Source organism: Ruegeria sp. CDSB029, from assembly GCF_059611125.1.
This window is the reverse complement of sequence record NZ_JBXWOX010000024.1, coordinates 38,940-51,848: the sequence shown is the minus strand read 5'-3', so window position 1 is coordinate 51,848 and position 12,909 is coordinate 38,940. Positions and strand designations below refer to the sequence as shown.

At 57.4% G+C, this 12,909-nt stretch carries 14 protein-coding genes; 3 read left to right on the top strand and 11 right to left on the bottom strand.

Going from position 1 to position 12,909, the window contains the following annotated elements:
• Nucleotides 1-214: 214 nt before the first annotated feature.
• On the bottom strand, nt 215-628 hold the full coding sequence (locus AC2FI8_RS21200) for a DUF3768 domain-containing protein (protein WP_496780875.1): 414 nt from the start codon (nt 626-628) through the stop codon (nt 215-217).
• Nucleotides 629-1,141: 513 nt separating this feature from the next.
• Nucleotides 1,142-1,429 carry a WGR domain-containing protein gene (locus AC2FI8_RS21195; protein WP_496780874.1) on the bottom strand — a complete coding sequence of 96 codons (288 nt, stop codon included), beginning with the start codon at nt 1,427-1,429 and terminating at the stop codon, nt 1,142-1,144.
• Nucleotides 1,430-1,547: 118 nt separating this feature from the next.
• Between AC2FI8_RS21195 and AC2FI8_RS21190 the strand changes: the two genes are divergently transcribed.
• On the top strand, nt 1,548-2,225 hold the full coding sequence (locus tag AC2FI8_RS21190; RefSeq protein WP_496780873.1) for an ankyrin repeat domain-containing protein: 678 nt from the start codon (nt 1,548-1,550) through the stop codon (nt 2,223-2,225).
• A gap of 137 nt (nt 2,226-2,362) precedes the next feature.
• A complete protein-coding gene (locus tag AC2FI8_RS21185; RefSeq protein ID WP_496780872.1) occupies nt 2,363-2,872 on the top strand; it encodes a nucleoside deaminase in 510 nt (169 codons plus the stop codon).
• Between the two features lie 324 nt (nt 2,873-3,196).
• On the opposite strand, the gene AC2FI8_RS21180 is transcribed toward AC2FI8_RS21185, so the two are convergent.
• Genes AC2FI8_RS21180 through AC2FI8_RS21140 form a run of 9 tightly spaced genes read right to left on the bottom strand, consistent with a single transcriptional unit; the run spans nt 3,197 to nt 11,932 of the window.
• Nucleotides 3,197-3,580 (bottom strand): nuclear transport factor 2 family protein, encoded by a 384-nt coding sequence (locus AC2FI8_RS21180; RefSeq protein WP_496780871.1) that lies wholly within the window; start codon nt 3,578-3,580, stop codon nt 3,197-3,199.
• A 10-nt stretch (nt 3,581-3,590) separates the two neighbouring features.
• Nucleotides 3,591-5,036: an aldehyde dehydrogenase gene (locus AC2FI8_RS21175; RefSeq protein WP_496780870.1), complete on the bottom strand. Its 1,446-nt coding sequence runs from the start codon at nt 5,034-5,036 to the stop codon at nt 3,591-3,593.
• A gap of 19 nt (nt 5,037-5,055) precedes the next feature.
• Nucleotides 5,056-5,835 carry a coniferyl-alcohol dehydrogenase gene (locus tag AC2FI8_RS21170; RefSeq protein ID WP_496780869.1) on the bottom strand — a complete coding sequence of 260 codons (780 nt, stop codon included), beginning with the start codon at nt 5,833-5,835 and terminating at the stop codon, nt 5,056-5,058.
• A gap of 14 nt (nt 5,836-5,849) precedes the next feature.
• The gene (locus AC2FI8_RS21165) at nt 5,850-6,845 is read right to left on the bottom strand and encodes a branched-chain amino acid ABC transporter permease (RefSeq protein ID WP_496780868.1); all 996 of its coding nucleotides are present in this window, start codon (nt 6,843-6,845) and stop codon (nt 5,850-5,852) included.
• Nucleotides 6,842-7,741, bottom strand: a complete 900-nt coding sequence (locus AC2FI8_RS21160; RefSeq protein WP_496780867.1) for a branched-chain amino acid ABC transporter permease — start codon at nt 7,739-7,741, stop codon at nt 6,842-6,844. The genes AC2FI8_RS21165 and AC2FI8_RS21160 overlap by 4 nt, the downstream gene beginning before the upstream one ends.
• Nucleotides 7,738-8,454 (bottom strand): ABC transporter ATP-binding protein, encoded by a 717-nt coding sequence (locus AC2FI8_RS21155; protein WP_496780866.1) that lies wholly within the window; start codon nt 8,452-8,454, stop codon nt 7,738-7,740. The genes AC2FI8_RS21160 and AC2FI8_RS21155 overlap by 4 nt, the downstream gene beginning before the upstream one ends.
• Nucleotides 8,451-9,140 (bottom strand): ABC transporter ATP-binding protein, encoded by a 690-nt coding sequence (locus AC2FI8_RS21150; RefSeq protein ID WP_496780865.1) that lies wholly within the window; start codon nt 9,138-9,140, stop codon nt 8,451-8,453. Before AC2FI8_RS21150 ends, AC2FI8_RS21155 begins: the two co-directional genes overlap by 4 nt.
• Nucleotides 9,141-9,190: 50 nt before the next feature.
• Entirely contained in the window at nt 9,191-10,477 is a 1,287-nt protein-coding gene (locus AC2FI8_RS21145) for an ABC transporter substrate-binding protein (RefSeq protein WP_496780864.1), read from the bottom strand.
• A 33-nt stretch (nt 10,478-10,510) separates the two neighbouring features.
• Nucleotides 10,511-11,932, bottom strand: coding sequence for an aldehyde dehydrogenase family protein (locus tag AC2FI8_RS21140; RefSeq protein WP_496780863.1), 1,422 nt, complete (start codon nt 11,930-11,932; stop codon nt 10,511-10,513).
• Here AC2FI8_RS21140 and AC2FI8_RS21135 point away from each other — a divergent pair.
• Entirely contained in the window at nt 11,879-12,907 is a 1,029-nt protein-coding gene (locus AC2FI8_RS21135; protein WP_496780862.1) for a helix-turn-helix transcriptional regulator, read from the top strand. The two genes, AC2FI8_RS21140 and AC2FI8_RS21135, sit on opposite strands and share 54 nt — an antisense overlap.
• The last annotated feature ends 2 nt before the right edge of the window (nt 12,908-12,909 follow it).

The window sequence follows — 12,909 nt, the reverse complement described above, 5'->3', positions numbered from 1 at the left end:
CAAATCCTTGTTTCAGAGATTGAGATCGTGGTAAGGGTGCCCTACCCCCTTGGGGGTAGAGCGGAGCCGTTTAGATGGCTGCGTGTTGGATCAGGAAGCGGCGCGCGATGTGGAAATTGTCGCCCTTCCTGATTAGCTGCCACGCTTCTGCGATACGCTGCTGTAAGATTTCATTGCTCATGGATTTCACCTCCTTTCCGGTTTGGGATTGGGATCAGTATTCGCTCGGACACATGATCGTCAGAACGCGACGTGTGACCTTTGCATCAAACGGGCGCTCGGAGCCGTATTTGAACTCCGCGTCATAGAGATCGATCTTCCAGAACAGCTTCTGATCGCCGACCATCACGGTCCCAAAGGTGTGATCGCCATAGGGGTCATTGCCCTCGGCAAAATGCGTATCCGTAGCCACAGCCGCCAGTGCTGCCGCCTGAAACTCTGGCCCCTCACCCGACACGCCGGGGGTGACAAGCACCTGCCCCTGAATGCCTTTGGCATGCATTTCGATGGCGGCAACCGGGTCAATCAGCGCTTTACGGAACAGGTCATTCTGCTCCGCAATTGCTTCCGCCTGTTGGTCCGCGTTGTTCTCAATGCTGTGTGTTGTTTCAGGTTCCAAAACCGTCATTCCTTCATGCTGTGCCCTCCGGGGTTGATCCCCTTTGGTGCTGGTTTTGAGCAAAGCCCTGAAAGGGCGTCGTCTCTAAAACCTGCCACGTGGCGAACGCGGAGAGGGGCGAGACAGGACAAATCGACAAGAGTGGTGCGGCCCGCAGGCGCAGCCGAGGACACGGTCTGGTCTATTTGTCTTGTCCGAGGGGGGAGGCCGCGCCTTCCCCCTGACGTCGGGTGGCGTTTGGCTTGTCCAAATCCCGCCTGACCCATCAGGAAATGGCAAAGGATCTCTGATCCTGTGCGAAGCAAAAGGGACCGTCACCCGAATGGGCAGATCACCACGGCATGAGGCGACCATGACCCAAAGCCCCTGCCCCGGCTCGCAAGAGACGGGTCTGGGGCTACTGCGTCAGGGAGATTATGCTGGGGTGTTCTGGGTGGAAGCCGGCCCGCCGGCTGGAACCTAGAGCCCGCTCACGAGCCGACAGGCTTGGGATTTGCAACAGAAACAGACTGCAACCCGAAGTCACGCACCAACCGGAACATACCCTCGACGGAGCTTTTGTTTTTCGAGATTATGGAGCGCTTCACTAGCCTGGGCTTCGTCATCATACGTCACCATCATGGCTTGCCCGTTTGTGCCAATACGTCCCCAGGTACGAAGGACGGACACTTCCCCAAACAGCGTCGGCTGCAATTCTATTCCATAGAACCGCGCCATGTTAACGTCCGGGTCAACATGGATCAGGTGGACAGGTGTGGTGTCTGTCAGCTCCATAACGCGATTGTCGGTCAATTCAGCTCGTCTGTCCAATGACATTACCAGAACGATTTATAGGAAAAGATTCTGAGCCTGAATGGAAAAGGACATCGAATAGATCCGCTGTTATTGTCACACTCTCCTAACCAATATGCAGGTATGAGGATTGGCCATGTTTCGTCTTTTTCTTTTTACATTCGTGACAGGTCTTGCCACCAACGCGGGCATGGCGCAGACGCCACCTTCGGCCGGAGAGATCGCGGATTACGATGACCTCTTCGCAGCCGCTCACACCGGCAACGTAGAAATGATCCGGCAGCTGGTGGCGGCGGGGGCAAACGTCAACGAGCTTGACTCTCGAGGCCGCACGCCAGCCCATGTGGCAGCCTTTGCTTCAGAGGACGAAGCGTTGCGTGCGCTGGCTGACGCCGGCGCCGACATGAACGCGCTGGAAGGTCAGGCCTACGACGTGGTCACGATTGCGGCCGTGGCAAATGATCCGGAACTGATGACGCTCGCAATCGAGTTGGGCAACGATTCCGGCCTAACGACCAGTCCCTATGAAGGAACGGCTCTCATAGCGGCCGCGCATCTCGGTCATGTTGAAATTGTCCGACAGTTGATCGCCGCTGGCGCGCCTTTGGACCATGTGAACAATCTGCACTGGACAGCCGTTATCGAAGCCGTTGTGCTTGGTGACGGCGGCCCGGATCATCTTGCAGTTCTGGATGCGTTGTTGGCGGCGGGTGCTGACAGATCGCTTGCCGATCGAAACGGAACCACGCCACTCGAACACGCCGAACTACGCGGGTTTTCTGAGATGGCGAAGCGGCTACGAGAAAAGGACTGAGACCAATCCAACATGCTTTAGCGGTGAGTTTCACCTTAGAGGCACCGATGGCAGCCGGGTTGAGACCGACCTCAGATCAGGGTTTCCTCGTGATAGGGTGGTGGCAAAGAAAAATGCATCTCACGGATGTCGGCAAAATGGACAAGATTAAAAAACATGAGCAGGACTGCCATGGCCCACTCGGTTTCGCGAGGCGTGGTTTTCTCGCTGCGTCAGGCTTTTGTGCACTGGCAGTCGGATTGAGTGGCTCCGTCGTGGGCCAAACTTCTCCGAGCGCCGACGGCGTGATACCACAACCAAGTGATCCCAGCGGCGCCACATTCATGGAACGCGCTTTCGAAATGCGTCAGTACGCAATTGACCATGGAGATCAGGGGTTTGGTGCAATTATTGTGCGCGACAATGTCATTATTGGCCAATCATGGAGCAGGGTCATCTTGGATCAAGACCCCACTGGCCACGCTGAGATGGCGGCGATCAGGGACGCGGCGCGCCGTCTCAATGATCGGGATTTGAGCAGAGCGGTCATGTATTCATCGTCCAGGCCATGCCCCATGTGTGAAGCCGCGGCTTTTTGGGCCGGGGTTGATCACATGTTCTATGGCCGGGAAATAAGGAACGCAGGTTCTCCGAAGCTTTGCCGCTAGAAAGGTTATCAGCCATCAGCGAAGTTTCCTATCGCATGCGCTTTCCACAATGGGAAGTCTCGGCCCAAAGCCGCAGTTGACCACCACACTCGGTCGCTGCGCTGCAGCTCGTCAAACCTGCTGTTCGCTGCGCCTGCGAGTTATCCTGCAAAATGAATTCTCGCAACGCGCAACAAAGCCATATTTCCCTTTCCGGGGACCCGGAATGGGAGCCCGACCAAGTTGATCGTGGCCTGGCCAGCCTGACCGTAAACATCACGAGATAGAATTGAACTGGCCGCCTTCAGTTCGGGGCGGCCAGTTAATTTTTTTGCCTATCGGCACTCAGAACATGCCATTGTCATGTTTACTGGTCTTGGGAATGACCTGCAGCACATCCCAATGCTCGACAATCTTGCCTTTGTCATCCAGCCGGAAAATATCGATCCCGGCATATTCCAGATCGTCAGGCCAAATTTGATGGCAGTGCAGGACCACCAGATTACCCTCGGCGACAGAGCGTTTGATCTCGACACGCTTGCCAGGATAATCGCGTGCCATTTCCTCAAAATAGGAAATGAAGCCCTCTTTGCCCGACACAACTTCGGGATTGTGCTGGATGTAGTCGTCTCCGACATAGGTCTCAATCGCGTCACGCGGTTTGCAGTCGTTGAACATCATTTGGTAGAACGCTGCGACGTTGCGCTTGTTCGTTTCGAGATCTGGCATGGTAACTTCCTCAGAACGGGTAATGCTGGTGCGGATCCTCGATGGTCACCCAGCGGATTGACGTGAAAGCATCTACAGCGGCCTTACCTCCGAACCGACCATAACCAGAATCCTTGACGCCCCCAAAAGGCATCTGGGCTTCATCGCCCACAGTGGGGCCATTGATGTGGCAGATACCGCTTTCGATCCGATCCGCCACGGACATCGCGCGTTGGATGTTCGAGCTATAGACCGAAGCCGAAAGACCATATGCGGTATCGTTGGCTACGCGGATCGCTTCCTCGTCATCCTTTACGCGAATGATCGGTTTGACCGGGCCAAAGCTTTCTTCGGTGTAGATGATCATGTCGGATGACACGCCGTCGATCAGGGTTGCCTCGACAATCGAACCATTGCGACCGCCACCTGCGATGACATTCCCGCCCTTGGCGGTTGCGTCGACAATGATCTGGTCCATTTTTTCGGCTGCTTCAGGAGTCACAAGAGAGCCCAGCACAACCTGGTCACGCGGATTACCGGCGGGCAGTGCGTTTGCCTTTGCCGCGAAGGCCTCAATGAATTTGTCTGCTATGCCCTCATGCACGATGACGCGTTCTGTCGACATGCAAATCTGACCCTGGTTCATAAACGCACCAAAGGCGGCACCATTGACGGCACCTTCGATGTCGGCATCGTCCAGCACAATCATCGGTGCCTTGCCGCCCAGTTCCAGCAGAACCGGCTTCAGATTCTCGGCAGCCTTCTGCGCAATGATGCGCCCTACGCCGGTCGATCCTGTGAAGTTGATATGGCGAACTTCGGGTGCGGCGATCAACGCCGCTACGACGTCCGCAGCAACTTCAGGTGCGTTGGTGATGACATTCAGCACGCCATCCGGGAATCCCGCCTGACGGAACGCCTCACCGATTGCGAGATGAGTTGCGGGGCACATCTCGGATGCTTTTAGAATCGCGGTATTGCCGCAGGCAATAGCCATCGCGACGGCGCGGGTGCCCAGAATGATCGGCGCGTTCCAGGGCGCGATGCCAAGGCAGACACCCAGGGGTTTGCGTTGTGCCATGGAAAGGGTGCCCGGCTTATTGGCCGGGATGATCTCTCCGGTGATCTGCGTCGTCATCGAAGCCGCTTCGCGCAGCATGCCCGCCGCCAGCATACAATTGAACCCGGTCCAGGGGGCAGTTGCGCCCGTTTCCTTTGTTGCTGTTGCGATTACCTCGGGGGCCATGCCTTCGAGCGCATCCGCAGCTTTCAACAGCAACCCCCGGCGCTCAGCCGGGCTGGTTTTTGACCAGGCAGGAAAGGCGTCACCTGCAGCCTTGGCTGCCGCCTGTGCATCCGCAACTGAAGCCGCGGGAGCCGTGGTTGCAACTTCACCTGTCACCGGGTCGCGCCGCTCGTAGACACGCCCATCCTGTGCGGCGACGTCAGCGCCGCCGATCAACATCGAAATTTTCATTTTTTGTACTCCTGAAGTCTTACGAAATCCCGTTAGTTGTCGCGTCGATATGAGCGCGCATGCCGCCATCAGAGGCAATATTGATACCGCGCAACCACACCGAGCCGTCGGACAGCAAGAATGTGACGACCGGTGCAATGTCCTGAGGCGTTCCCGGGCGATCCATGATCTTCATATCTTCCTCGGCCCGTTCACCCAGAGTCTCGAGGAAATCGCAAAGGATCGGAGTGTCGACCGGCCCGGGGCTGACAGAGTTCATCCGGATACCGCGGTCGCGCCAGGTCCAGCGGTTTTCATGAGTCCAGGCCACCAGCGCCTGCTTGCTGAAAAAATAGCTGTTTTCGGTTGTGATTCCGTTGTCCGCGCAGAAATCGGCGATACCTGCATGGTCCAGATCGGCCACCGCCTGAATTTTTGCAACCTCACCTTCCCAGCCGATCCCGGCCAGTGAAGCCAAATTGACGATCGAGGCATTGTCGGCAAGGCTGTCAACCAGACCAAGCGTCAGCCGTTTCAGCGCCACCAGATTGACCGCGATCACCACCTCGACCGGTGCCGTCGGCGGGACACCAGCGATGTTTGCCAGCCCGTCCGCCTTGACGTCCTTCAGCGTTTCGATCAGCGCATCAAGCGCCGCTTCATCGGTCAGATCGACCTGGTGAAACGCGTCCACTTCGACCTTAGGTGTGTTGCGGTCGACGCCGATGACCGTTGCACCCTGGGCCTTTAGAACGCGGGCGGTTTCTTCACCGATGCCCGACGCTACGCCGGTGACGATAATCTTTTTTCCTGTCAACATCAGGTTATCTCCCGTTAAGATTTGCGATTGACGATATATCCGGTGGGGATGGCCTCCCCCGGCAGACGGGGGCCAATCCAGCCCCAAAGCCCTTTCGGCAGGAACAGGGCGAATAGCACTGCAATGGCCCCCAACCCGACAAGATACCAGGCACCGTAAGCGCCGAACCAGGTTTCGATCAGGAAGAACAGGACCGCGCCGATAATGGCGCCTTCGATCCGACCCAGACCGCCTACAAGCACCATGAACAGCATGTAGGCCGTCCAGTGCACGCCAAAGAACGCGCGCGGCTGAAAGTTCGAAGCGGAGGCCAGCCACAGCGCGCCTGCGGCGGCCGTGCCAGCGGCTGCCAGAACAAACACAACCCGTTTGGTGCGCATCACGTTGACGCCGATGGACCGCGCGCCAAGCTCGTCATCCCGAATGGCGGTGATTGCAGCGCCCATACGTGATCTGAGCAGCACGATCAGCGCGAAAAAAACGGTGATCGTCACGGCCAGCGCCAGCCAAAGCGTGATCGCAGAACGTGTCTGAATATCATAGACATTCATCTGGATCAGCGAGATCCCGGTTTCGCCTTGGATAAGCGGATCGAGGTTCACGCACAGATGCGCCAGCGATGACAGAACCCACATGCCAATTGCGAACTCGCCATCTTTCAGAGTGAGCATGAACAGCGATGTTACCCAGCCCAACCCTGCGCCAAGAGCAATGGATACCACGATAGCCAGATATGGGTCCAAACCTGCGTTCGACAGGCGAATGGTCGTATAAGCGGCAATGCCGAAAAACAGCGTCTGTCCGATAGAGACCAGCCCGGCAAAACCAGCAAGCGCGTTCCACATCACGGCCAGAAGGATGTAAACCAGCAGAGCCACGGCGCGACCCGCGCCCCCGACACCCAGTACAAAGGGAACGGCAGCTACTACGATTGCCGCGATGACCAGCAGCGCCATTGTCATTCGCGCTGTTGGACCGCCGCGCGTAACAGTCAGATGTGCAGAGGTCATGCCGTTGCTCCTTTTTGGTTCAGGCCCAACAGGGTTTTGAGATTGAATGAGCCACCACGAAGCCGGATAAACACGGCCGCCAGGAACGCGAGGTGTCCGCCGATCAGGAAACCCTGCGGGTGGATCATGGCCGCCAGAGATTGCGCAAAGGCCAGGATCATCGCGCCTGCCATGACGCGCCACAACGATCCCAGGCCACCGATAACAACGGCTTCAAAGGCAAACAGCAATTGAGCTGACCCCCCATAGGGTCCCCAGGCGCTGCGCAATCCCATTGCGGCAGCAGCTATCACACCCGTCGCAAGTGCGATGCCAGTCGCGATGGCAGCGGTTCGGGTGGTGTCAATGCCCAACAAGGATGCAGTTGCCCGATCCTGACTGACGGCCTGAATGCGGTGGCCAAGCGTGGTGTGGCGCAGCATCCATTCCAGCCCGGCGATCACCACAAAGGCGGCGATCAGGATGTAGACGCTGAGCTTGCCGATGAAGATGGATCCGGGAAGTTCAAAGGACGCCCAGCTTAGATCCCCGACCAGCGGTGCCAGCGAAAGGCTGTCGGCCCCGAACGTCTGAAATATCAGGTTTTCGAGAATGATGGACAATCCAAACGTGGCAAGGATCGGCAGAAGCTCGCCACCACCCGACGCACGTGACAGCACACCACGGTGCAGAACGATACCGATACCAAACATGACAACCGCCATGACGACGATCCCGACGGGCAACGGCAACCCAAAGCTATCGCCAAGAAGCCACAAGCCGTAAGCCGCGAGCACGATCAGCGCGCCATGGGCCAGATTGATGATGTTCATGACCGAGTACATAAAGGCCAGACCGGTGGCCAGAACGGCATAGTAACCACCCAGCAGGATGGCGGTGATCAATTGCGAGGTCATTGAGGGCCTCCTTGTTCATGGCCAAAGCTGGCTGACGCGAGCTGTTCCAGATCGGTGTCCTTGGGTTTGGTTTTCAGGGTGACATGGCCTTCGCACATCACGACCAGTTCGTCGGCCAGGGACAGCGCCCTGTTCAGGTCCTGCTCGACAATCAGCAGGGCCAGCCCCATCTCGCGCAGCCTCAGCAATGTTTCATAGGCGAATTCAACAGCTGCAGGTGAAAGGCCCAATGACACTTCGTCCAGCATAATTGCGACCGGGTCCCCCATCAGAGCCCGCCCGATGGCCACCGCTTGCTGCTCACCACCCGACAGTTTACCGGCCGGAGACCGGTCGAGCTTGGCAAGGTTGGGGAACGCTTCGTATACGGCCTCGATATTCCACGGCCCTTCCCGCGACGTGGAGGTCCCCAGCATCAGGTTTTCACGAACGCTCATTTTCGGGAACAGCCTGCGCCCTTCTGGTACCAGCGACAGGCCCGAACGGGCACGGTGATGGGCGGAAAGGTTCGACACATCCACGCCGGACAGAGCCACACGGCCCGATGCCGCCTTGTGATCACCCGCGACCGACCGCAAAAACGTGGTCTTTCCCGCCCCATTCGCGCCAAGCAGGAACATCATTTCGCCGGGGCGCACCGAAAGCGAGACGCCATGAACCGCTTTCAACTGCCCATGATTTGCATGGATATCTTCTATCTCAAGGGTACTCATGCGGCGGCTCCGAAATAAGCAACCTGAACTTCCGGAGCGTTGATCACATCCTGCGGATCGCCGTCGGCCAGCACTTGGCCTTCGGCCATGCAGACCAGCCGCGTGCAGGTTTCCAGAAGAAGGCGCATGATATGTTCGATCCACACGATTGTAACGCCACGCGCGTGGATGGACTTGACCAAAGCGACCAGCGCATCCCCTTCGGTGTCGGTCAAACCCCCACCGATCTCATCCAGCAACAGCACCTTGGGATCCGTGGCCAGAGCTCGGCTCAGTTCCAACCTTTTGCGATCCAGCAGCCCCAGCGTTTCAGCGGGCCGATTGGCGACATGGGCCAACCCGGTTTCTTCAAGCACCGCCCAGGCTTCGTCAATCGGATCTTCGGCATGGGTTGTGCGGCCGTGATTTACAGCCACCAGCACATTTTCAAAAACCGTCATATGACTGAAGGGCTTTGGAACCTGATGGGTTCGCGCCAATCCGCGATGACAGCGCTCAGCGGTGTCGAGTTGGGTGACGTCCTCTCCCATCAGGTACACACGACCACCCGTTGGGAGGAGAGCACCCGTGAGCAGGTTCATATACGTTGTCTTACCCGCGCCATTCGGACCGAGAATTCCAACAATCTCACCGCTCTCGAGATTGAGTGAAATGTCGTCGAGCACTTTGTATTCGCCAAAAGACATAGCAATGCCCTCCGAGCGCAGAATTGAGGAAGAGGACGTCATACCGGGCCTCACGCGTTATAGGGACGCAGTTCGCCCGTTACTGGAACATTGGTATCGGTGGCATTTTCGGTGATCACATAGTCAAAACTGTGCTGGCCACCGTCAGATGCCTGCCATTGCGTTCCAATGATCGGACCATTGGCAACGTTTTTAACCGGACCAGAGCCGAAATCGACCACGCCACCGATGCTGTCGGCCTTAAGGGTCGGCAGCGCCTCAGCGACCGCTTCCTTGTCCTTCGGATTGCCCGCTGCGGTCAGGGCCGCCATGGCAACGTCGATGGCCGACAGTGAGGCACCAAGCTGTTGGGTCCACTGCTTGCCGGTGGCTGCCTCGTAGCCATCGCACAATTCCGCCCCGGTCTGGCCAGTCGTCGGTGAGGTGTAGGGGAAGTCACGGTGCCAGTAGCAAGCCGAAGACATGTTGTTGCCCAGGCCGCCAAGTGCTTCGATGTCCGAAGGGAACAGACCCGTCTTGGCGAGCTGCACAATTTTGACCTGACGGTGCAGACCCTGCTGAGCTGCCTGCCTCCAGAATGCGGCAAAATCCGGTGGAATCGGGAAGGTATTAAAGATCTCCACGCCTTCTTCGCGGAACAAACGGATTTGCTGCGAATAATCGGTCGTGCCAGTTTCATATGCACCCGGGTCGATGATGGTGTAGCCCGCCTCGGTCAGTTTTGGGGCCAAGACAGCTCGAATAGCGTTGCCGTCGGCATCGTTGGGATACATCACGCCGACTTTCTTATTGGTTTCCATCAGATCCCATTGGGAAATATAGGCCTGGTAAAATTCATCCACGCCAAAGCCGAAATGGTAGGAATACTTGAATGGCGAGGGCTCGCCCGGTTTCGCACCGCGACCAAAGTACCATGCCTCCCAGGGCATCACAGTCGAAATACAGGGCACACCAGCCGCTTCACAGGCATCGGAAACCGGATTGATGGTCTCGGGCGTGGACACCGCGATCATGATGTCGACGCCGTCGTTATTGATCAGGTCTCGCGCCAGCTGGCCGGCGCGGGCCGGATCCGACTGAGTGTCACGATCAAGAATTTCGACGGCATAACCCTGACCATTGATTGTCACGCCGCTGGCCAGAGCGTTGCGGGCCTGTTCCAGAACATATCCGTCAGTCTGGCCAAATCCTGCAAGAGGTCCGGAAACCGGGCTGATAAACCCGACCTTCAGGGGTGTCGAAGATTGAGCCCGGGCCTGGCCCCGGCCCAGTGCAAAACTGCCCAAGGCTGCTCCTGCACCCATAAGCAGGTTGCGGCGTGAAAGGTCAAAGGTCATTGTGTTATCTCCCGTTTCCATAGAGATTTTGGTTCAAGGTGAACTCTTGCTGGTGATCCAACGGAGTTCTGTGAATTCATCCAGCGCCCAGCGTCCACCAAAGCGGCCATAGCCGCTTGACTTGACGCCACCGAACGGGGCGTGAGGATTGTCGTCGATCGTTGGGCTGTTGATGTGGCAGATGCCGGTATGAATACGCCTTGCGATGCTTTCCGCACGATTGATATCGCGGCCAAAAACTGCCGAAGACAGGCCATATTCACTGTCATTGGCGACGGTAACCGCCTCCAGATCGTTGCCGACGCGCGTCACTGAAAGGATCGGACCAAATACCTCTTCCCGGTAAAGCCGCATCTCGGGTTCGACATGGTCTACAAGCGCAGGCTCGAAAAAGGCGTCACGCGCTTGCCCGCCGCCTATCAATGTTGCGCCTTTTCCGATTGCATCGCCTATCAGCCCCGAAAGCCGCTCGGCCGCTGCGATGGAGATCACCGGACCAACCTGAGTGGTCTCATCTGTCGGATTTCCCAGTTTGAGTGCCCGGCGCCCTTGCTCAATCTTCTGAACCAACTCGTCCGCTACAGCCTCGTCGACGACAAGGCGTTCAGTGGACATGCAGACCTGCCCCTGATTGACATATGCGCCCCAAAGCGCTGCCTCTGCTGCGGCATCCAGATCGGCATCTTCCAGAACGATCATCGCCGCCTGCCCGCCCAGTTCCAGTAGGGACCGCTTGAGATGCTTTGCGCAGAGTTCGGCAACCCGCCGTCCAACCCGCGTCGAGCCCGTGAAGTTCACTCGGCGAACAACCGGTGAAGCAATTAGTGCCTCGACAATCTCTTCACTGTCATCAGGGCGGGTCAGCAGCACGCGCGCAACGTCCTGCGGAATACCGCCATCCCGCAGCGTGTCACCGAGCAGTCGAAACGTTCTGGGTGCAAATTCGCTGCCTTTCAGCAGAACTGTGTTGCCACACAGCAAAGGCGCTGCGATGGCTCTGACACCAAGGATCAAGGGTGCATTCCAGGGCGCGATCCCCAGGCACACGCCGCACGGCACTCTTTCAGCGCGGCTGGAATAACCTCTGTGGTCCGGAATAGGTTCCTGCTGGTTAAACCTGTCCTGATACGATGCAACTTCGCGCAGGATTTCGGCGGCGAATGCCACGTTATGGCGCGCCCATTCCGCCGGCATTCCCAGCTCCTCAGCCATCGCAACGCGAAAGAGCTCAACCTTTTCTTCGATTGCGCCGGCAACTGCTATCAGCAATTGCGCGCGCGCCTGGATCGGCTGTGCCGACCAGGCCGGAAAGGCAGAGGCAGCCTGCCCTGCAAACCTGCGGCAATCGCTTGCGGTGACAGCCTGCTCGGCACTTAACGTCTGTCCCGTTGCCGGGTTGACGTGTTCAATTACCGGTCCGTCTTCGAGGTTGATTGTGGTTGTGTCTGTGGTCATTCACACGTTACCGGGCATGTCCCGGCCTCCCTTGCTATTCATTATGAACGAAGTATAATCTCATTAAATGTAAAATTCTGGGCATTTATTGTCCATTTCTGGCGAAAACTGATGAATGAACGATACGCCACCGTGCAGGAAGAGCCTGAGGCCCTTCATGACCGCATGATTCGCCGCCGATTCCCGGATAGCTGTAGTGCCCTGCTGTTTCTCGAGCGCGGACGGCTGAGTTTTGAAGAGACTGGCACCGAGGTTTTAGCGCCCGCTCTTTGTTTCTGGCCGCAAAACGATCACACGGCGATCAATCTCGGCGCGGGTTCCCATGCATGGATTTTCGGGCTGAGTGGCACCATCATTCTGGACGCAATCGGGGCAAGGTCGGAATCGGTTCACCTCAGAATGCTGATTGAAAAACCATTTCAGGCGGAACTGTCCGATGCACGCATTTTGGGGCAGATTGTGGCGCTTTGCGAGTGGTTGGTGAGCGAAATCAACAACACCAAAAATCAGTCCCCAATGTCCATGGCCGCCTTTCTGAGGTTGATGCTCATCGGAGCCTTGCGGGTCCACAGCCCGCAATCACAAACCAACAAGGCTGAGCAAACCGATCTCTTGCGTCGGTTTCGGCATTTAGTCGAATTGCACTATCGCGATCATTGGCAGGTTGCGACTTATGCCGATGATCTCGGCATCGCATACGACCGGTTGCATCGTATCTGTAAACGCGAGACGGGCCGCAGTCCGGCTGAATTGGTGCATGAACGCCTGACCGCCGAAGCAAAGGCCCGACTGGAAAATTCAGGCTTTCCGCTGAAGAAAATTGCTGAGGATCTGGGTTTCCCGGATGCCAGTCGCTTTAGCCACTTTTTCAAGCGCCGCACGGATATGTCTCCTGGTGCCTACCGTGCGATTGTTTCTCGCCCTGATGGGGAAGATCTGGGCGAGCTGCGCCGGGGTTTTGCAGACTGGCCCTGAAA

Bases quoted from the DNA above. Each gene is read 5' to 3' on its own strand.
- AC2FI8_RS21145 (WP_496780864.1), bottom strand. From the start codon at position 10,477: ATGACCTTTGACCTTTCACGCCGCAACCTGCTTATGGGTGCAGGAGCA.
- AC2FI8_RS21165 (WP_496780868.1), bottom strand. From the start codon at position 6,845: ATGACCTCTGCACATCTGACTGTTACGCGCGGCGGTCCAACAGCGCGA.
- AC2FI8_RS21175 (WP_496780870.1), bottom strand. From the start codon at position 5,036: ATGAAAATTTCGATGTTGATCGGCGGCGCTGACGTCGCCGCACAGGAT.
- AC2FI8_RS21170 (WP_496780869.1), bottom strand. From the start codon at position 5,835: ATGTTGACAGGAAAAAAGATTATCGTCACCGGCGTAGCGTCGGGCATC.
- AC2FI8_RS21200 (WP_496780875.1), bottom strand. From the start codon at position 628: ATGACGGTTTTGGAACCTGAAACAACACACAGCATTGAGAACAACGCG.
- AC2FI8_RS21150 (WP_496780865.1), bottom strand. From the start codon at position 9,140: ATGTCTTTTGGCGAATACAAAGTGCTCGACGACATTTCACTCAATCTC.
- AC2FI8_RS21160 (WP_496780867.1), bottom strand. From the start codon at position 7,741: ATGACCTCGCAATTGATCACCGCCATCCTGCTGGGTGGTTACTATGCC.
- AC2FI8_RS21140 (WP_496780863.1), bottom strand. From the start codon at position 11,932: ATGACCACAGACACAACCACAATCAACCTCGAAGACGGACCGGTAATT.
- AC2FI8_RS21180 (WP_496780871.1), bottom strand. From the start codon at position 3,580: ATGCCAGATCTCGAAACGAACAAGCGCAACGTCGCAGCGTTCTACCAA.
- AC2FI8_RS21185 (WP_496780872.1), top strand. From the start codon at position 2,363: ATGGACAAGATTAAAAAACATGAGCAGGACTGCCATGGCCCACTCGGT.
- AC2FI8_RS21190 (WP_496780873.1), top strand. From the start codon at position 1,548: ATGTTTCGTCTTTTTCTTTTTACATTCGTGACAGGTCTTGCCACCAAC.
- AC2FI8_RS21155 (WP_496780866.1), bottom strand. From the start codon at position 8,454: ATGAGTACCCTTGAGATAGAAGATATCCATGCAAATCATGGGCAGTTG.